This window comes from Burkholderia sp. AU15512 (assembly GCF_002223325.1).
GTDB lineage: Bacteria > Pseudomonadota > Gammaproteobacteria > Burkholderiales > Burkholderiaceae > Burkholderia.
Genome location: NZ_NKEX01000008.1, coordinates 752,875 through 772,421, shown reverse-complemented (window position 1 = coordinate 772,421; position 19,547 = coordinate 752,875). Strand labels below are relative to the sequence as shown.

Sequence of the window (19,547 nt, the reverse complement as noted above, 5' to 3'; positions counted from 1 at the left end):
ACTGGTAACGCCCGGCAACTGATAATTTTGCGAGTGGGTATGCTGAAAGCGAACCGGAAGACTATCCGAGTCACGAAGCGAGCCGACAATTAGATGACTTCACAAGATGTGCGCTTTACCATCTGCGCCGTTCGCGCGGAAGAAACCTATCCCCTCAGGGCCGCGATCTTGATGGCCGGAGATGAAGAAGGGAGTGCGCTACCCGGAGACCTCGCCCCGACGACAATGCACTTTGCCGTGCGTGATAACGACGGCATTGTGGCGGTGGCGTCGGTGTGTCAAGAAGGACAATCCGGTGTTTTGAACGCTGAAGCCTGGCGCCTTCGCGGCATGGCCGTCCATCCATCGGTGCGTGGTCTGGGATTCGGACGCCTTCTGGTCAATCTATCCATTCGTTATGTCCGCGATCAGCGTGGATTATTGCTCTGGTGTACGGCGCGGGAATCGGCATACCCATTTTATGAAATGCTCGGCTTTAATCGCGATCCGAAACCGGTTTCAATGCAGGGGCGCGACGACATGAGGTTCTATCTCATGCAGCGCCAGATCGCGGGCTGATTTTCGGTTGCTACTGACGTCAGACGACCAGATGGTTTATGCGTGGTCTAGTCCAGTGCCATTCGACATCTCAATCTCAGTGCCTCTTCATGGCACGTTGGCCGCTGGGTTTGTCGCGCCGCAAAACCGCTCATTGATAGACGATCTGCGCTGCAAGGTCACGCTTGATCGATGTCGCCATTCTTCCGAACTCGGGATATTCGTCCGGCTGCAAATACGGCACTTTCGATGTCAAATCAAGCGTTCGGGTCACGCTGATGGTTCTGCCTTCCATCGCATAGGACGACGCATAAGTCCCGAACGGCGAAGTGACGGTGACGGGCTTGGGCAGGCTCAACACTTTCATCGAGGCCGGCAATTCCAGTTTCGTGATTTCGCTGAAGTGTCCTGCCTTGAACAGGAACGGAGTTTTGCGCCTGGCCGAACCTACCCCGTCAATGGCACTGGATATCGTGTTGAGGCCGCCCAATCCCCTTGGGACGCGCATGGCGCCGGGGCCAGGGAGCGCGGTGTAGTCCGGTAGTTCGAACACACTGGAAAACGAAAACGCCATCCAGAGATCATTGATGTCGCCATGGATGTAGCGGCCGGTGCCGTCCAACCCGCTCGCAGTCAGAAACGCCTGCGCAAACACCGGTTCCGAACCAGCCGGCAGCCGGGAGAATATGGAACGCGCGACCCAGTCGTATTCGCCGCCGTTCTTGACTTCGCTATCGCCACGAACGGTGCCGAGTTTGTCGAGTGCGACGTGCGTAGTGACCGTCACCGTGTCGGCATCGGGGCGTGCAACGGGAAGGACGACCAAGCGAGACTGCCCATTGCCGACGCCGGTCAACAACGCCTGCTTTCCCTGCTCGTTGAAAGGAAGCGTGCCGAATCGCGCCGTGCCCGCTGTCGAGTCAAGGTAGATATCGAACTCGGGAACGTAGGTGATCGCGTGATTGAACACGGCCAACGGACTGGCGGCCGAAGGCAGCCAATAGCGGCTGTCCGCGTTCACGAGCACCGTGTCGCTCGCTATCCCTTTGGCTGCCAGCAGCGCCTGCAGCAGCGTCGTATGGTCCTTGCAGTCGCCATAGCGTGCATGCAAGACGTCTTGTGCGCTATGCGGAACGACACCGCCGAAACCGAGGAACACGGCGACGTAGCGGATGTTTCGGCTGACCCATTGATAGAGCGCATCTGCTTGATCGCGCCGGCCGGCGATTCCCTTCGTGACTTCGTCGGCCAGCGTTTGCACGTCGGGCGTAATGGTCGCCTGCGGCTGCGCACGGGCGGCGTATGCCTGCCCGAGCGCCGCGTAACCCGGGAACGTCGTGACCACGATCCGCGGGCTGCGATCGTCGATGCTCGGCGCATTGGCTTCGAGTGGCTGCGCAGCTGCATCCTTTATCGTCCAGCGCCATGTTTGCCGGCCGTCGGCATCGGTTGCAACCCGTCCGCCCTGCATGTCGACGACATCCGTATACAGCTTCATCGAGGACGGCGCATTGATCGTAATGCTGGCGCTTTGGATCGGCTTGTTGTTCGGAAACGTGTCGTCGGCCGAGAAATTGCCGGGGAAAAGCGGCGTGACTTGCGTCTCGCGCGTGTGCATGGTCACGGTCGCGCCAGGTTCTACGCCGGGAAAGACGATCGTCTTGACGAGGTTGTCGTCGAAGGTGGAGGCGTGGATGCTCGACGCGCTTTGACGAGTGAAAATTGCATTGGGCGGTACGTCGATCCGTACGCCGTCGCGCGTGGTGGTGTAAGCCTCGACCACGTCGAACTTCTGCAACTCGGGGCTATATCGATACGAAACTTGACCGTACGACCTGACGCCCTGTTCCGTCTCTATCCGGATCGACTTGGATTGATCACGAATCGACGAACTGTCGCGATTCACCGTGTAGACCGTGTCGTCGGACAAGACGGTTGCGGGTGGAGAGAAATCAGCGGAAAAAGCGGCAGCAGCGTGCATGCCGGCTACCGCTACCGCGAGGTATGACAGTCGCATGCAGCCGGTTGAAATGGATCGGCCGTCTCGCGCAATCAGCATGTGGATTGCCCTCGTGGTTTCTTATTTTCCTCTTGCGAGGCGGGAAGCAAGAAACTACCACGACGACGAGCATGCCGCTACGAATCGCGGTGCGCGTGCGAAATTGACTTGCGCGTGTCTTGTCTGCATCGACAGGAAGTTGTCGGTTGATTGCAAGCCATGTCGCCAGCATCCGCGACATGTCGTAGCCGGATGCGGAGCGCGCGCTGTTTCACGGATTTCGACGGACGGGCCATCTTGTCGGATCGCGTGTTCCCAACCATTTGAAAGCCCCCGCTTCGGTGGCAATTGAACATCGCATGAAAATCGTAAGCTACCGACTGGTGAATGGTCCCGGCGGCATCGCGCCACGCAACGTATCCGAGCGGGAAGATGTTTTGTTGGCCCTGGCTTTCCTGCGTCCCGAACGAAACTGCGCAAAGGTTGGCCATTCGCCCCGTTGTACACTCAGTGCCGCCAAAACGGCGAGACGGGTTCATCGGCGCGCAATCGGGAGAGTCAGTATGCCTATTCAGCAAGAAGCGTTCGCCACGCCCGATCTCGGCAGCCTCGATGTCGTCTCGCGAGCGTTGGCGCCTCGATTCCCATGCAGCAACAGGAGAACCCGATGATCAAAGTCAGTGTCATGTACCCGTACGCCCCAGGCGCGCGATTCGATCATGCTTACTACCGCGACAAGCACATGCCGATGGTGAAGCAGCGGCTCGGTGCGGCATGTCTGTACTACACGGTCGACAAGGGCATCGCCGGCGGCGCTCCGGGCACGGATCCTGTCTACGTGGCCAAGTGCGACTTCGTCTGCACGTCGGTCGAAGCTTTCGAGGCGGCCCGCGACCCGCACGCGCGGGAGATCATGGCCGACATCGCCAATTACACGGATATACAGCCCGTGCTTCAAATCAGTGAGGTGGTAGTGGAGCGTTCGGAAGTCTGACCACGGTTCGGATATCGCCAAGCGCCGCATCCGCTGATGGCGTACCCCGGGCAACGGGGCGACGCTTATGCAGCCATTCTGCCGTTGTATCGAAGCCTGGTCCTTTCCAGGTCGCCTGTTGGACCCCGCGGCCCGCGCCGGCAAGCAGGAAGTTGACCGATCGCAGTAGGATAGGGCTCTGCCACGCGCAGATCACGAGCGTCGACAACGCGCCTTTGCTGACCGACGTCCAAGGTTTTCCATTGAACGCGATACGCCGCGATTCCAGCGGTTCGCCAATCAATTCCATCAATTGAAGGATGCAGACATGAGCACGATTTACGATATTCCTATCAACGCCATCGACGGCGCGCAAACAACCCTGCGTTCCTACGAAGGCAAAGTGCTGCTGGTGGTGAACGTGGCGTCCAAATGCGGGCTGACGCCGCAATACGAAGGCCTTGAGGCGCTCTACGAAGGCAAGCGCGCGGAAGGTCTCGAAGTGTTGGCGTTCCCCGCCAACAACTTCAAGGGCCAGGAGCCGGGCACCGATGCGGAGATCCAGTCGTTCTGCACCGGCACCTTCGGCGTGAAGTTTCCGTTGTTCTCGAAAATCTCCGTGATCGGCGACGACAAGCATCCGCTCTATCGCTCGCTCACCCAGGCGCAGCCGCAGGCGGCTGGCGACGGCCCGTTCCGTGCGCGCCTCGAAGGCTACGGCATTCAACCGAACCCGGCGCCCGAGGTGCTGTGGAACTTCGAGAAGTTTCTCGTGAGCCGCACGGGTGAAGTGGTCGCGCGTTTCTCGCCCGATACGACCGCGGACGACCCGAAGCTGGTCGCTGCCATCGACGCGGAGCTGGCCAAGGCCGCGTAAGCCGGCGCGCGGGACGCGTGCCGTGCCGGAACGGATTGCCTGACCTGCACCCGTTGTCGAGGGTGCCAGCACGGGGCAATCCAACACCATGTCTGCCGACTTGCCACTCGCACGTTGAAAACGGAGCGCGCCGGGGTGCCTGCGTCGACTGGCGAACCGGAGAATGCGTCAGACCGACAAGTCGTTCAATGGCCTGTTGACGTTGCCCGATACCGTTCGGGAATTGGGCCATTGACCAACAACTCAGCGCGTGCCGAGATCCCCCGCCGCAGGCGCCAGCGCCCAGTCGAGCGCGAAGTCGGCAACCTCCTCCCAGCCTTTCTCGCCACAGGTGTAGTGGCTGCGGCCGTCGAACAGCTTGTACGCCGAGATCGCACGCGAGCCCTTCGCATTCCTTTCGAAATTCTCGCGCTGTACGGCCGGCGGCAGGATGTTGTCGTTGCCGCCGGCGATAAAGAGCAGCGGTGCGCGCTCGTCGTTCGCGAAGTTGTAGCGCGTCGGGGCATTCGGGTTGACGTTCGCGAACGCGCCTTGAAACAGGATCCGCCCCGACACGGGCACCGCGTAGCGGTCATAGACCTTCTTCGATTCCTCGAGGCTCAGGTTGTTCGTGAACGCATAGTGAAACTCTTGCTCGGTGATGGGCACCGCGCGATGCATGTTGGCCGGGTTGCGCAGGACCGGGAACGCCGCCTTGATCTGGCTGAACGGCAACGCCCATACACCTTTCACCCCGGCGCCGTCGATCGAGACGCCGGCCGAGCCGTAGCCCGCGTCGAGAAGAAGCTGGGCGAACGCGCCGCCGAACGAATGCCCCATGATGATCGGCTTGGTGTCGAGTGCGGCGATGGTTCGGGCCAGGTGGTCGAAGATCTCGCGCACGCCCAGATTCACCAGCGGCGACGGGTCGCGACGGAGCGCCTCGACGCCGGCCGTGCCCGGCTGGACACCCGGATATCCCGGCGTGATGACGCGCATGCCGCGCTGCTCGTAGCGCGTGACCCAATGTTCCCACGACAACGGCGTCATCCACAGGCCGTGAATCAGTACAACCGTGTCGGTACGCGTTTCCGGATTCATATCCGTGCTCCTGTGATCGCTGGATGACGAACATCACGCATATGAGACCTCGGTATTTCCGGAGCCGTCTGCCCCGTGCTCGCCAGCAACGAAACAAGGGGTACTACGCGATTGCCGAATGCCACGCACCTTGAGAATAGTCTTTGACACCGGCGTCGTTCAGCGTGAATGATGTGTCCATCATAAAGACCATCCGAGTACGCGACATGGCCAAAAAGCCGGAATTCTTTGCTCAAACGCCGACGGCGCTGGACGATGACGCAGATCCGTTCGCCTTCAAGCGGGATGCCTTTTCCGACGTGCTGGAGCTGATCCGCATCCGCGGCAACACGGTCTTCACGTGCGCGGCATCGGCGCCTTTCGGATTGCGCTTTCCCGCCGGCAAGTATCGGCTGCACATCATCCGCAGCGGCAGCGTGGCGATCGAAGTGGAGGGGCTCGACGATCGGTATCACGCGTCGCAGGGAGACCTGGTCATGCTGATGCATGGCCACGGTCATGTCATTTCCGACCGGCCGGGCCGTTCCGCGAGTCTCGTCACGGATCTCGCGCCACAGTACTACGATCGCGAGCGCCTGACGATCGGGAGCGGCGACACCACCTGGCTGTGCGGCGACTTCGGATTCGACGGCGTGCTGTCGCAACGGTTGCTGTCGGTGCTGCCGCCGGTGCTGGTGCTGAAAGGGTTGCGCGAACGGCCGTTCGAGTGGCTGGAGCTGAGCTGCCATTTCATCCTCGACGAGGCGTTGAGTCCGCGCGCGGGTGCCGCCGCGATGATCTCCCGATTGCTGGACGTCATCTTCGTCCAGTTGCTGCGCACCTGGGCGACGGAGGGGGCGGCAGGGCACGGGTGGCTGTCCGGTGCGATCGACGGCCGGATCAACCCGGCGATGTCGGCCATTCATGCCGATCCCGGGCGGGCGTGGAGCGTGAATGATCTTGCCGAGTTGTCGAATCTGTCGCGGTCGGCGTTTGCGGACCGGTTCCAGCGTGTCGTGGGGCAGGCGCCGTTGAGCTATCTCACGACCTGGCGCCTCGATCGGGCGGCGGAGTTGTTGCGGTACAGCCGTGCGCCGATTTCGGATATTGCCGGTCGCGTTGGGTATACGTCGGAAGCGGCGTTCAGTCGCGCGTTTCGAGGGCGGTACGAGATGTCGCCGATGCAGTGGCGGAAGGTGAATGCGGGGTAGAGTGGGGCTGATTGCCATCGTGGCACGGCAGATGTCGGCGGTTAGATGGTCTCCAACCTGTATTGCGTCAGTCCGGCATATTCCATGCACGCCTTGACCGAAAACCCGTGACGTTCATAGAACGGGATATTGCGCGGCTCCCCCGTTTCCAACGATGTGTTCCCCGACGGATCGATGTCTCGAAGATGTGACAACGTCGCGCGCAGAAGCGCCGATCCGATTCCCTCGCCTTGTCGGCCCGGGGCTACACCGATGAATTCAATCCGGCTGCAATCGATGTCCGGAGAATCGGCGGGCGGAGTCTCGCGAAGCAGATCAATCCTGCTCAACGATGATGCGCCGCAACCGATCTCGATGTCGCGCCCCAGCGCTGCAAGCATGCGAGGCGATTCGCGGCAGGAGGCCGGTGCAAAGTAGCTGACCGCCACCAGGTCGCCATTGCGCCAGGCGCCCAAGGCCGGCATGCGAGCATCGTAGTGATACTTCAGGTAGCACTCGAGATAGTGTGCCCGCCGCTGGTCGAATCCCGGACTTCCGGCGAGCAGGCACCAGCCAAGCGTAGGGTCTTGCTCGAACGCCGAATAGAGCAAAGCCAGCGCTGCGTCGAGAAATGGACGTGGCAGCGGGGTCACCTTCAATTCTGTACCGTGCATGTTTGGGGGAGCTCTGAGGGAAAGTGGCTGATGGAACGGGTTGGCGTCACTCGCAGCGTAGCGCATGACTCAATTGCTCAGCAGGGACGATGGGGATGCTGCTGAAAAGGCGCGCTGCCTGCTTCGGATCTCAGCGGCCATACGGACAATCGATCACGACGTAAACGACGTATTTCCCTCATTTCAGGCTGGATGGCGCTATTTGAGGGTTCCTTATAAAATGCGACTTTTCGGGATTTCCAGTTAACGACTTCGTCATGCATCGAATCGGATTCTTCGTTTGCCGTGGCTACGATGCGCTCGATCTGGGCGGGCCACTATCGGCCTTCAACCAGGTCGCCACGGCGGCGGGCCACGCGCCCTATGATCTCAACGTCATCTCGCAGTCCGGCGGCCCGGTTCCCGGCAATACGGGCCTGTCGGTCGACACGAAGCCGATCGGAAGGCGCACGTTCGACACCGTCATCTTCGTGGGCGGTGACATCGATCCGATGCAGACGCCGGAGAACATCGCCGCCGCCAAAAAACTGGGCGCCAGGGCTGCGCGGGTCGCAAGCGTGTGTACGGGGGCGTTTCTGCTTGCGGAAACCGGCTTGCTGGACGGCGTGAGCGTGACGACGCACTGGCGATACGCGGCTCAATTGCAGTCGCGCTTTCCGCGCGCCAAGGTCGAGGGCGATAGCATTTATATCGAGGCGGGGCGCATCTGGACGTCGGCGGGCATTGCGTCCGGCATCGACCTGGCGCTCGGCCTGATTGAAAAGGATTTGGGCGCGGAGGTTGCGCGCGCTGTCTCCCGGCTTTTGGTGGTTCCGTATCGTCGGCCGGGCGGTCAGTCCCAATTTTCGGCGATGTCGCAAATGGAGCCGGAATCGGATCGCATCCGCATCGCGCTGAATTTTGCGCGGGAACACCTGGCGGAAGCGTTGCCCGTCGAGCGGCTCGCCGAGGCCGCAAGTTTGAGCTTGCGGCAGTTCGGACGCGCATTTCGCCGGGAAACCGGAGAAACACCGGCGAAGGCGGTCGAGCGCTTGCGTGTCGAAGCGGCGCGGCTGCGCCTGCAGGGGGGCAGCGAACCGATCGAACAGATTGCGCTGGCGGTCGGGTTCACCGACCCGGAGCGGATGCGGCGGGCCTTCATCAAACTGCATGGGCACCCGCCGCAAGCGATTCGACGCGAGAGCCGAGCGAACGGCGCGCGCTGATCGACCGCCGGCTGATCCGCGCGCTCCGTGGCCAACGTCCTTCTAACGGACTAGCGGCGCTTTGGGCAGGTCACTCCGCGTTTCATCAGACGCTCAATGGCCATCCGCCGTCAGCGGGCCGTCATCGTTCCACATGTCGCGATGCAACTTCCATGCGCCGCCCTCTTTCAGAAAGACGAGCGTCTGCTTGCCGCGGAATTTGAGTTGTCCGTCGTGGTCGTGGACCTCCACATCCGACACCTCTGTCACGACCCGGTCGTTACCGTAGAACTCGTCATTGCTGAACGATACGGTGGCAGGCTTCGATCCGGCATACCCCTTGATGAAGTACCCGACGATCGCGCTGCGTCCCGTGATCTTGTTGCCTCCGGGCGGCAAGAGCGTGCCGTCGCGGGTGTAGAGGCGGCCGATCGCCTCGTAATCCCCTCGCGCAAAAGCATCCGCCCATCGCGCATTCTCGGCCTTGATGGCCGCTTCGGGCGGACGTGGCGAACCACCGGCAGTCGCTGGCGCGGCAAACGCGAAAAAGGTGACGCAGGCTGCAAGAGCAGCAGTGAAAATACGAGTTTTTTGCATCGAGTGATTTCCGTGCATGGATTGAATGAAAAGGACTACGAAAGTTGAAGGATGAAACAGGCAATGTCGGTCGCGGTGTTCATCGCAGTCTTTCGATGGATTGGCCCACCTTGCCTGCAAGCGCTTCAACGAACGCCCGGGACGCGGGCGAGCCCCCTGGATGCACCGGGCAGTTTCTTGTCGACCATCGCGATGATTTCCGGCCGCGCGTCTCTCGGATGGCCGGAGTGGAACGGCGGCGCGGGATCATATTCGATCACGAGCTGAGTGAGTTCGGCGGCCTGTCGACCGCGCAGCTTCGCCGCCACGCGAAGGGCGAAGTCGATGCCCGCCGTCACGCCGCCGCCGCTCATGAACCGACCGTTGTCGTCTTCGACGAAGCGTTCGGGCACGGGAATGGCGCCATATTCGGCCAGCTTGTTGACGAAGGCCCAGTGGCAGGCGCTTCGCTTGCCGTTGAGAATGCCCGTTGCGGCCAGCACGAGCGAGCCGTTGCAGACGGACGTCACGTGCTTGGCGCTTTCCGCCAGGCGCCGGATCTGCGCTTGATACGCGGGGCGCATCGGCACCGACAGATCGGACCCGCCGGGGACCAGCAGCACGTCCGTCTTGTCGATATCGGCCAGCCGCTCGGTCTTGCCGTACACGACGCCGAATTCGAGCGTCACGTTGCCGCCATCGAGGCTCGCGTAGCGAACGTTCGTATTCGGTAGCCGATGGAAGACTTCGCTGGGGCCGGCGAAGTCGAGCAGCGTGCCGCCGTCGTAATTGACGATCAGGATATCGAGCGGGTCGTTCGGGGCAAGTGCGCCGTCATTGACGGTCTGGGCCAGCGCAGGGGGCGCGTGACCAATCAGGGCGCCGCCGCCGAGGACGGCGCCGAGCGTCGCGATGCTGCCGAACTTGAGCACATCGCGGCGTGAACGGCCGGCTCGAGTGAGCGGCGATCCGGAAGCATTGTTTTCGCTATTGTCGGTCAAGATCATTTCTCCTTGCAGGTCGGCCCTGCTGCGAGCGTTACCAGGCTGGGCCGCATGAAATAGCCGCCGCGACCCAAAGCATGGCGGACGTGAGGTCAGATAGGTGGATGAGCCGCGATGACACGCAGGGCGCCGGAATCGGGCGCCGCGCGCTCAAAGCTGCGAGGCGCCGCCGTCGACGACCAGTTCGGTGCCGACGACGTACGAGGATTCGTCGCTGGCGAGATAGAGCGCGGCGTTGGCGATGTCCTCGACGTTGCCCATGCGGCCCACCGGAATGGCGTCGGCGAACTCGGCCTTGCGGTCGCGAACCCATTCGTCCGGCATGCCCCACTTGGTCAGCAGCGGCGTGTCGATCGCACCGGGCGCGATCGCGTTGAATCGGATTTTCCGGTCGAGAAACTCGTAGGACCAACTGCGTGCAAGCGATCGCACGGCGGCCTTCGCGGCTGCCGTCAACGAGATGCCATGCTTGCCGGTCTGCGCGACGAACGAGGTGTTGAGAATGAAGGACGAACCCTGTCGCAAGTGCGGCAGCACCGCTTGCAGCGTGAACACCACGCCCTTGACGTTGATGTCCATGATCTCGTCGTAGAGCGCATCGTCGATATCGTTGGCTGCGGACGGGAACGCCCAGCCGGCGTTCGCGAACACGATATCCAGGCCGCCGAACTTCTCGCCGGCTTCGGCGGCAATCGCCCGCATGTCGTTGAGCGAACGGACATCGCCCTTGAGAACGAGCGCATGCTCGCCGAGTTCGGCCCTCACGCGCTCGAACACCGCCTCGTCGCGGCCCGTCACCGCGACGCGGGCGCCTTCCGCAATGAAACGCTTCGCGGTGGCAAGACCGATGCCACTGGTACCACCGGTGATCAACGCCGACTTGTCTTTAAGCCTCATCTTCTGCTCCTTTCTACGTCGTGATTGATCGGGCCGAAAGCGCAAGACGCGATGGCGTTTGAGCTTTTCCCTGCTCGATCTTCCACGTGCAGTATGGAACGCGAAGCGGATGGCGCAAAGGTCGTATAACCCTCAAAAAACGCCACTTGGATCAGATGGGTGACTCATGGCGGCATCGCACCCTCTGTACACGTGTGGCTTCAGCCTTCGTTCTCGTAAAGCAACTCATACCCGCTGCTCGTCCGCTTGATACGTGCGAACCCGAGTTCCCCCAGATGCATGCCGGCGATCAGCAGGCCGTCCGCGCTGACCTGATCGAGAAGGCGTGACCGCGTAGCAGCCGCCAGCGACGCATCGTGATCGAACGCAATCGAGACGTCCGGTCGCTGAATCTGGATATGCGGGAAATGCACCACGTCCCCCCACACCAGCAGGCCTTGATCGCGGGATTCGAGGACATATCCGGTGTGTCCATCGGTGTGTCCCGGCAGCGGCAGCGCGCGGATGCCGGGGAGCACGTGTCCGTCGTCGAACAGGCGAATTCGGTCGTCATAGGCATCGAACACCTGGCGCGCCTTCGCAAAGTTGCCGCGAGCCCGCTCACTGGCGCGACTGAGATTTCCGTCGTCCTGCCAGAACTTGACCTCTCGCTGATGCACGACCAGTTCCGCATGTGCAAACACGGCCTGTCCTGCGCCGTTCACCAGCCCACCGACGTGATCGGGATGCGCGTGGGTAAGCAGGATGGTGTCGATCGCTGCGGGTTCGATACCGGCAAGCACCAGGTTCGTTTTGAGCTGGCCACCCCATTGCCTGAACCCGCCAGCCCCACCGTCGACGAGAACGGTGCGGCCCGCTCCGCGTACGACATAGCAATTGATATGGACGGCCGTCGGCTCTTTCTGTCCCGCATCACGCTGCATTTTTGATGCGTCATCCGAATCGATATTCGACAGGAAGTCGAGGCTGGCAGTGAGATATCCATCGCTGATGGCGGTAATCGTGAAATCCCCGACTGGCTGAACGGGAAAGGTTAGGGTGGACATCGTGTTGCTCCGAATCGGCTAGTTGCGAGCGTGAATGGTCGACGCGGTATAACCAAAGCACCGAATGCGCGCGGTGAGGCCGGTGCGGCGAACGATCGCCTGATCCAGCGCGTCCATGAACCGGTTCATGACCTCCGGCGTGCGAGGCGTCCCGACGCGATACCGGATGTCGGCGAAGACGGGATGTCCGTGCCCGTGCCGGACCGCCAGGAAAATGACGTGGACGTTCTTGAGTTCAGCCTCGAGCACCTGCGTGCAGAGTTCGACGCAATCGCGCGACAGCTCGGCAAGGCTTTCATCAGCCGGCATCCGCGTCGCATCGATCGAGAAAGTGACGTTCGGCATCGCGGTCTACTCCTGTGCAATCGAAAGGGCGCGTGTGCTCGTCAACTGCGCCGTCATCGGCGCGTAAAGGTGGATGCCTTCCGGGAGCGCCTCGACAAGCCGCGCGCTGTTGCCAGGCACGACGGCGAGCCAACGGCACGCTGGAAACTTCTCCAGTGCAATGGCCTGCATGGCCAGCGGTGGGAGGCCCAATCCAATCAGCGAATCAGGGCCGCCGGCGCTCAGTGCGAGATGCTCACCGTCCTTTACCGCCGGCGCGAAGCCGATATCGCTGTAGAGATTCCGGTGCCAGTCGGTGATGTGTTGCTGCCACTTCGCGAAATTGCCGCCGCCTTTGCGGCGATATTCGTCGCCGGTCAGGACATCGAGGCCGTCGATCGTGTGGATCGCCAGATAAACCGGGCAACCACCGGTGATCGCCTTGAACCGCTGCGACGTGTGAAACCCCGTGACCGAGATCAGCGCGGGCAGCTTTTCAAGGCTGTAGAAGTCGTTCCATTCGGCTTCGCTGTCGAGGTCGGCGAAGCTGCATTCCACGGTGTAGATCATGGGATCGTCCTTTGGGCAGGATGCACATCCATCGGGGAGCGTGTGATGTTCAGTGCGGTAACGTAATGCTAAGCTCGCCATTCCGCACCATAAAACGAAATAAAGTCAGCCTTCAGTGATATTTGATCAAGCTGATGGTGAACACACTCCGACCAACGAGACGCCCATGTCCCGCAAGATCCCAAGCAATTCCGCGCTCCAGGCGTTTGAAGCCGCGGCCCGACACGGCAGCTTTGCCCGAGCCGCCGAGGAGCTGGCGCGGACCGAGGGTGCCGTCAGTCGTCAGATCGGCCGGCTGGAGGCGTTCCTGGGCGTCACGCTGTTCGAGCGGATCGGCAACCGGGTGCGGCTGGCGCCGAATGGTGCGCGATACGCGGTGCAGGTTCGCGAGATTCTGGATCGGCTCGAACGGGACAGCCTGTACCTGATGGGGCAGCCGATCGAAGGCGCGAGCCTCGATATCGCCGCCATCCCGACCTTCGCGACGCGCTGGCTGATCCCGCGGCTGAAACGCTTTCAGGACCGGCATCCGAACATCACCGTGCATATCGCCGAGCGGATGGAGCCGTTCCCGCTGGCCGGGAGCGGTTTCGACGCAGCGATTCATTTCGAGCATCCGGCATGGGCGGGGATGCATCCGCGTCCGCTGCTGGAGGAAGTGCTGGTGCCCGTCTGCAGTCCGGCGCTGCTCGCCGGCGCCGGGACGAACCCGTCGCTGGATGCGCTGCCGCGTCTTCATCGGCGACAGAATCCCGACGCATGGCAAACCTATGCGCAGGCGGCCGGCGTCGTGCTGACCAATTCGGCGGTGGGCGCGCGCTATGACCTTCATTCGATGCTGATCGAAGCGGCGCTGGCCGGCCTGGGTGTCGCGCTGGTGCCGCGCTTGTACATCGACGCGGAACTCGAGCAGGGGCGGCTGGTTGCGCCTTGGCCGGAGGGCGAGGCGGTGACGAAAAACTTCTGCCTCGTGCTGCCCGAACCGATCGAGCTGGCCGACGGGCCGTTGCGGGCCTTCGCGACCTGGATGCTGGATGAAGCGCGCGGATGGGCGCCGCGCGGGGGTGCCTGACGCTCATCGTCCAATCGTTACGCTTGCGAAGGCGGCCTCGCCAGGCTGATGCGCCGTGCTCGGGTACACTCGTGATCCCGTCACGCACGCGGCACCAGCATGGACAGTCAGCTTTGGATCATCTGCGGGCTCACCTTCGTCATCCATGTGATCGCGACGCTGGCTTATGCCGTGCGGATCGCCGGCGTGCGCACCCGTCGCATCGCGTTGTCGTTTTCGTTGTTCGGGATCATCGCGCTCGTGTCCCGCACGGCCAATTCCTTTCAGGGGCCGTTCATCGCGAAACGCGTTGAAATGGATATCGCGCACCGGATGGGGAGCGGGTTGCTGGCCGACTTCCGGTGGTTCCTGCTGTCCGCCACCGTGGCGACCATCGTCGGGTCGTTCCTGATCCCGACGTTCCAGCGTTATTTCAGTCGCGCCGTCGAACACTTCCAGGTGAACCGCTCGATTCCCCGCTTGCTGCTGGATGCGTGCAGTCGCGCCGGGATCAACTATTTGCGCGTCGGCGCACGACTGCCTTCCAGCCAGAACGTTACGCAACTGACCGCGAACACCGGCGTGTCGTGGCGCGTGATCGCATTGAACGTTGCCGCGATGGCGATCTGGACGGTCGGCGTATTCGCGTCGCTGTACGCGGGCTACCTGAAGCCCGACCTGCGAGTGACGTGCGCGAACCTGTCGTCCGTCATCAACGGTTTCGCGACCGTCGTGCTGGCGGTCGTCATCGACCCGCAGGTTTCAGTCATGACCGACGACGTCATCGAAGGCCGGATCTCGGAGAACAGCTTTCGGCGCGCCATCACGACGCTCGCGGGTGCGCGCGTGCTCGGCACGTTGTGTGCGCAGGCGGTGCTCGTGCCGGCCGCGCTCGTTATCGTGCGCGTCGCCGAACTGATCTAGCGCGGCAACGAGAGAATCGGGTACCGGCGCCGCATTCGTGCCCACGTCGACACGCAGCGTGAATGATCGTCGCCGGATGGGGCCCGGCAGTCAGTCAGCATTCTCCATTAAACTCGCCGGCACTGAAGCGCGTCGGCCACACGGATTATGTCGTTGGCGCGCGACAAATGGCATTGTGCCGACAAGCGGGGGGATTCTCGATGAAACCGATTCCGGTGCTCGTATGCCGATCGCCGATTATTCACGTTTCAAACGGATTCGCGTGCCGGCGGCCCGTGCGGCGGGGTTCTGGCCGGTGAGCGCGACGTGCCAGCCCCGTCGTGTCCAGACAGGGGATTCATGGATTGAATGCGCGCCGATTCAAAAGATAAATTTTGGAAAGACTCTGGCACGGGATATGCTTGACGGGTTTTATCCGATCGGAACGTACGCCGGATATTCGTCGGCATAATCAGGCAAGAGCACGAATGGGTTTGCTCTGACAAGACCATCGATTAGAGGATCGATCGTTTGTGAAATCCGCGCGGGAGTGCCAAGCTGCGCGCGGAGCAAGGTCGTACACGGATTGAGTTGGGTGACGTGAAACGCAGGCCGTAATTCCTCGCGACGGCCACTACTGACAGTTCAGGATATGACATTACTGATTGGGGTCCCTCTGGAGACGGCCCACGAGGAGCGGCGCGTAGCGACCGTTCCCGACGTGGTCGAAAAGCTGATCAAGCTCGGGTTCTCGGTGGCCGTGCAAAGCGGTGCCGGCACCGGCGCGAACTTCAGCGATGACGACTACCGCACGGCCGGCGCCGACGTCGTGGCCACGGCCGCCGATCTATGGGGCCGCAGCGACATCGTCCTCAAGGTGCGGCCGCCGAGCAGCGACGAAGTCGCGCTGATGCGCGAGGGCGGCACGCTGATCGGCTTCGTCTGGCCGGCCCAGAACCCTGAACTGATGCAGCAGCTGGCCGCGAAGCGGGCCACGGTGCTGGCGATCGATTCGCTGCCGCGCACGCTGTCGCGCGCGCAGAAGATGGACGCGCTCACGTCGATGGCCGGCGTGAGCGGCTACCGCGCCGTCATCGAGGCGGCCCATGCATTCGGCCGCTACTTCAACGGACAGATCACGGCCGCGGGCAAGGTGCCGCCGGCCAAGGTGTTCATCGCCGGCGCGGGCGTCGCCGGCCTTGCGGCGATCGGCACGGCCGCGGGCCTCGGCGCGATCGTGCGCGCCAACGACACGCGCGCGGAAGTGGCCGACCAGGTCAAGTCGCTGGGCGGCGAATTCGTCAAGGTCGACTACGAGGAAGAAGGCTCGGGCGGCGGCGGTTACGCAAAGGTGATGAGCGAAGGCTTCCAGCAGGCGCAGCGCGCGATGTACGCGCAGCAGGCCAAGGAGGCGGACATCATCATCACCACCGCGCTGATTCCCGGCAAGCCGGCGCCGAAGCTGATCACGGCCGAGATGGTGCAGTCGATGAAGCCGGGCAGCGTGATCGTCGACATGGCCGGCGAGCAAGGCGGCAACTGCGAGCTGACGGTGCCGGGCGAAGCGGTGGTGCGTCATGGCGTGACCATCGTCGGCTACACGGATCTCGCGTCGCGCTTGGCAAGACAGTCTTCGACGCTGTATGCGACCAACCTGCTGCGCGTGGTCGAGGAGCTGTGCAAGGGCAAGGACGGCACGATCAACGTCGACTTCAACGACGACGCGATCCGCGGCCTCACGGTCGTCAAGGAAGGCAACGTCACGTGGCCGCCGCCGCCGATCCAGCAGCCGGCCGCCGCCCCGAAACCCGCCACGCCGCCGGTCGCGGCCGCCGCGTCCAAGGGCCATGGCCACGGCAGCGGCGCGCCGATGTCGGCGAAGTCGCTCGCGATCACGTTCGCTGTCGGCGCACTGGCGTTCCTGCTGGTCGGCCAGTTCGCGCCGGCCACGTTCCTCGCGCACTTCACGGTGTTCGTGCTGGCCTGCTTCGTCGGCTACATGGTGATCTGGAACGTCACGCCGTCGCTGCATACGCCGCTGATGAGCGTCACCAATGCGATCTCGTCGATCATCGCGATCGGCGCGCTCGTACAGGTCGCGCCGCCGTTGGGCGACGCGGCGGCGGAGGGCCGTCCGTCCGGGCTGATCCTGGGCCTGGCGGTGGGCGCGCTGACGCTCACGGCCGTCAACATGTTCGGCGGCTTCGCGGTGACGCGTCGCATGCTGGCGATGTTCCGCAAGTAAGGAGACGATAACAATGACTTCCAATCTGACCACCGTCTCCTATATCGGCGCGGCCATCCTCTTCATCCTCAGCCTCGGCGGGCTGGCCAATCCCGAAACCGCACGGCGCGGCAACCTGCTCGGCATGATCGGCATGCTGATCGCCGTGCTCGCCACGGTGCTCGGCCCGCGCGTGTCGGCCGAGGGTATTCCGTACATCGTGGCTGCGCTGGTCGTCGGCGGCGCCGTCGGCCTCTACGCCGCGAAGAAGGTGCAGATGACGCAGATGCCCGAACTGGTTGCGCTGATGCACAGCCTGGTCGGCCTGGCGGCGTGCCTGGTGGGCTTTGCGAGCTACATCGATACGTCGGTGCAGTTCACGGGCGCCGAGCACGCGATCCACGAAGTGGAAATTTATGTCGGTATCCTGATCGGTGCGGTGACCTTCGCGGGCTCGGTCATTGCGTTCGGCAAGCTCTCCGGCAAGATCGGCGGCAAGCCGCTGCTGCTGCCGGCCCGGCACTGGCTGAACCTGGCCGCGCTGGTGGTGGTGATCGTATTCGGCCGCGCGTTCCTGCATGCGGAGACGGTCCAGGACGGCATGACGCCGCTCATCGTGATGACGGTGGTGTCGCTGCTGTTCGGCGTGCACATGGTGATGGCGATCGGCGGCGCGGACATGCCCGTCGTGGTGTCGATGCTCAACAGCTACTCGGGCTGGGCGGCGGCGGCTACCGGCTTCATGCTCGGCAACGACCTGCTGATCGTGATCGGCGCGCTGGTGGGCTCGTCGGGTGCGATCCTGTCGTACATCATGTGCCGCGCGATGAACCGCAACTTCATCAGCGTGATTGCCGGCGGCTTCGGCACCGGCAGCGGTGCGCCCGCGGCGGCCGGCGGCAGTGCGCAGCCGGCCGGCGAAGTGGTGGCGGTGAGCGCGCTGGAGACGGCCGAGCTGCTGCGCGACGCGAAGAGCGTGATCATCGTGCCGGGGTACGGGATGGCCGTGGCGCAAGCGCAGCACACCGTGCACGAACTCACGAAGGTGCTGCGCGAGAAGGGCGTCGACGTGCGTTTCGCGATCCATCCGGTGGCCGGGCGCATGCCGGGGCACATGAACGTGCTGCTCGCCGAGGCGAAGGTGCCTTACGACATCGTGATGGAGATGGACGAGATCAACGGCGACTTCCCCGAAGCCGACGTGTCGATGGTGATCGGCGCGAACGACATCGTGAACCCGGCGGCGCAGGAAGATCCGGCGAGCCCGATCGCCGGCATGCCGGTGCTCGAGGTGTGGAAGGCCAAGACCTCGATCGTGATGAAGCGCAGCATGGCGTCCGGCTATGCGGGCGTCGACAATCCGCTGTTCTACAAGGACAACAACCGGATGCTGTTCGGCGACGCGAAGAAGATGCTGGACGAGGTGTTCGGGGCGTTGAAGGCCTGACGGGGCGCATGGCCGGGCGTATGCGCGGGGCGAACGACTACCGGCTGGGGTGTCGGACAGTCGGTTGATCGAGGCTCCGCGCACCGGCCGTGCGTATCGCGAAGGTCACGGAAGTGCGAGGCGGGAGGGGGCCGTTTCGCACGTCCTTGCGGTAAAAGACGGCGATCGATTGTCGCTGCGTCGTTCTCCCTCCAACCATCAGCCACCCCCGATCCTTGCCAGCGACTGCGCCGGCGACGATGCCGTCTATCCAGCGAATCCAAGCTCCGCAAAAGTGATGACCCTTGCGTCACAGGCGCGCGCCAACGCCGGATCGTAAGTCGAAAAAAAGACGGCACGGTCTGCGGCCAGTGTCTTGAACAGATCGACCAGCACCGCACGCGACGCGGCATCGAGCCCGCTGTCCGGATCGTCGGCGATCACGACGGCGGGCGCGCCGAGCGTCGTCGCCGTCAGGAACAGTTTCTTGCGCGTGCCGAACGACATCTGCTCGAAGCGCTTCTCAAGATGCGGGCCGAGCCCGAATCGGTCGGCCAGCTCGAGCGTGCGGGCGTCGACGACGGTCTTCCTGCCGGCCGCCACGAGATCGAGAAACGCGCGGCCCGTCTGGAGCGGATACGCCAGGCAATCGTCAGGCACGTACGCCAGCGCGGATTTCGCGTCGTGCGGCGCGGTGCGCAGCGAATGGCCGCCGATCCACACCTCGCCTTCGTCCGCGTCGAGCGTGCCGGCGAGCATGGCGAGCAACGTCGATTTGCCACTGCCGGTTTCGTCGCACAGCGCTACGCATCCGGCGCCGGAAGCGTAGTGGAGTCCCTTGAAGATGACGCGCTTGTCGTAGCGCTTGCCGAGATTGTCGAAGCGGAGCATGGGTCGGTAGTCAAACGAAAATTCGCCAGGTGTGCGCGACCGACATCACGGTCGGCAGCAGGCCGGGCAACACGGATGGTCGGGACGCGTAGCGTGGCGGCCGATAGTGTAATGCGACACGCGACACGCGACACGCGACACG

Annotated in this window: 19 protein-coding genes; 9 read left to right on the top strand and 10 right to left on the bottom strand. The window is 63.0% G+C overall.

Annotated features, from left to right (window positions below; genetic code table 11):
- The first annotated feature begins 93 nt into the window (after positions 1-93).
- The gene (locus CFB43_RS35720) at positions 94-558 is read left to right on the top strand and encodes a GNAT family N-acetyltransferase (RefSeq protein WP_089498777.1); all 465 of its coding nucleotides are present in this window, start codon (positions 94-96) and stop codon (positions 556-558) included.
- A 130-nt stretch (positions 559-688) separates the two neighbouring features.
- On the opposite strand, the gene CFB43_RS35715 is transcribed toward CFB43_RS35720, so the two are convergent.
- Positions 689-2,596, bottom strand: coding sequence for a DUF3857 domain-containing protein (locus CFB43_RS35715; protein ID WP_089498776.1), 1,908 nt, complete (start codon positions 2,594-2,596; stop codon positions 689-691).
- A gap of 607 nt (positions 2,597-3,203) precedes the next feature.
- Between CFB43_RS35715 and CFB43_RS35710 the strand changes: the two genes are divergently transcribed.
- Complete coding sequence (locus CFB43_RS35710; protein ID WP_089499066.1) at positions 3,204-3,530, top strand: EthD family reductase; 327 nt, start codon at positions 3,204-3,206, stop codon at positions 3,528-3,530.
- Positions 3,531-3,837: 307 nt separating this feature from the next.
- Positions 3,838-4,386, top strand: coding sequence for a glutathione peroxidase (locus tag CFB43_RS35705; protein WP_089498775.1), 549 nt, complete (start codon positions 3,838-3,840; stop codon positions 4,384-4,386).
- Positions 4,387-4,629: 243 nt separating this feature from the next.
- On the opposite strand, the gene CFB43_RS35700 is transcribed toward CFB43_RS35705, so the two are convergent.
- Positions 4,630-5,466, bottom strand: a complete 837-nt coding sequence (locus CFB43_RS35700; protein ID WP_089498774.1) for an alpha/beta hydrolase — start codon at positions 5,464-5,466, stop codon at positions 4,630-4,632.
- Positions 5,467-5,672: 206 nt separating this feature from the next.
- On the opposite strand from CFB43_RS35700, the gene CFB43_RS35695 reads away from it, so the two are divergent.
- On the top strand, positions 5,673-6,656 hold the full coding sequence (locus CFB43_RS35695) for an AraC family transcriptional regulator (RefSeq protein WP_089498773.1): 984 nt from the start codon (positions 5,673-5,675) through the stop codon (positions 6,654-6,656).
- 41 nt (positions 6,657-6,697) lie between these two features.
- Here the strand turns inward: CFB43_RS35695 and CFB43_RS35690 are convergent, their stop codons facing one another.
- Positions 6,698-7,309, bottom strand: coding sequence for a GNAT family N-acetyltransferase (locus CFB43_RS35690; protein ID WP_179254976.1), 612 nt, complete (start codon positions 7,307-7,309; stop codon positions 6,698-6,700).
- Positions 7,310-7,566: 257 nt separating this feature from the next.
- On the opposite strand from CFB43_RS35690, the gene CFB43_RS35685 reads away from it, so the two are divergent.
- Positions 7,567-8,514, top strand: a complete 948-nt coding sequence (locus tag CFB43_RS35685) for a GlxA family transcriptional regulator (protein ID WP_089498771.1) — start codon at positions 7,567-7,569, stop codon at positions 8,512-8,514.
- A gap of 93 nt (positions 8,515-8,607) precedes the next feature.
- On the opposite strand, the gene CFB43_RS35680 is transcribed toward CFB43_RS35685, so the two are convergent.
- The 6 genes from CFB43_RS35680 to CFB43_RS35655 form a co-directional block, all read right to left on the bottom strand.
- On the bottom strand, positions 8,608-9,090 hold the full coding sequence (locus CFB43_RS35680; protein WP_089498770.1) for a YybH family protein: 483 nt from the start codon (positions 9,088-9,090) through the stop codon (positions 8,608-8,610).
- 125 nt (positions 9,091-9,215) lie between these two features.
- Positions 9,216-10,070 (bottom strand): DJ-1/PfpI family protein, encoded by an 855-nt coding sequence (locus CFB43_RS35675; RefSeq protein WP_089499065.1) that lies wholly within the window; start codon positions 10,068-10,070, stop codon positions 9,216-9,218.
- 153 nt (positions 10,071-10,223) lie between these two features.
- Positions 10,224-10,970 (bottom strand): glucose 1-dehydrogenase, encoded by a 747-nt coding sequence (locus CFB43_RS35670; protein ID WP_089498769.1) that lies wholly within the window; start codon positions 10,968-10,970, stop codon positions 10,224-10,226.
- A 200-nt stretch (positions 10,971-11,170) separates the two neighbouring features.
- The gene (locus CFB43_RS35665) at positions 11,171-12,016 is read right to left on the bottom strand and encodes an MBL fold metallo-hydrolase (RefSeq protein ID WP_089498768.1); all 846 of its coding nucleotides are present in this window, start codon (positions 12,014-12,016) and stop codon (positions 11,171-11,173) included.
- Positions 12,017-12,034: 18 nt separating this feature from the next.
- Entirely contained in the window at positions 12,035-12,361 is a 327-nt protein-coding gene (locus CFB43_RS35660; RefSeq protein WP_089476224.1) for a hypothetical protein, read from the bottom strand.
- 6 nt (positions 12,362-12,367) lie between these two features.
- Complete coding sequence (locus CFB43_RS35655; protein WP_089498767.1) at positions 12,368-12,910, bottom strand: sugar ABC transporter; 543 nt, start codon at positions 12,908-12,910, stop codon at positions 12,368-12,370.
- 166 nt (positions 12,911-13,076) lie between these two features.
- Here CFB43_RS35655 and CFB43_RS35650 point away from each other — a divergent pair, with 166 nt between their 5' ends.
- From CFB43_RS35650 to pntB, 4 genes are all read left to right on the top strand, one after another.
- Entirely contained in the window at positions 13,077-13,982 is a 906-nt protein-coding gene (locus CFB43_RS35650; protein ID WP_089498766.1) for a LysR substrate-binding domain-containing protein, read from the top strand.
- 99 nt (positions 13,983-14,081) lie between these two features.
- Complete coding sequence (locus CFB43_RS35645; protein ID WP_089498765.1) at positions 14,082-14,885, top strand: lipid II flippase Amj family protein; 804 nt, start codon at positions 14,082-14,084, stop codon at positions 14,883-14,885.
- A 631-nt stretch (positions 14,886-15,516) separates the two neighbouring features.
- A complete protein-coding gene (locus tag CFB43_RS35640; protein WP_089498764.1) occupies positions 15,517-17,109 on the top strand; it encodes a Re/Si-specific NAD(P)(+) transhydrogenase subunit alpha in 1,593 nt (530 codons plus the stop codon).
- A gap of 13 nt (positions 17,110-17,122) precedes the next feature.
- Positions 17,123-18,535, top strand: coding sequence for a Re/Si-specific NAD(P)(+) transhydrogenase subunit beta (gene pntB, locus CFB43_RS35635; protein ID WP_089498763.1), 1,413 nt, complete (start codon positions 17,123-17,125; stop codon positions 18,533-18,535).
- 246 nt (positions 18,536-18,781) lie between these two features.
- Here pntB and CFB43_RS35630 read toward each other — a convergent pair whose 3' ends face one another.
- The gene (locus tag CFB43_RS35630) at positions 18,782-19,405 is read right to left on the bottom strand and encodes an ABC transporter ATP-binding protein (protein WP_089498762.1); all 624 of its coding nucleotides are present in this window, start codon (positions 19,403-19,405) and stop codon (positions 18,782-18,784) included.
- Positions 19,406-19,547: the final 142 nt, after the last annotated feature.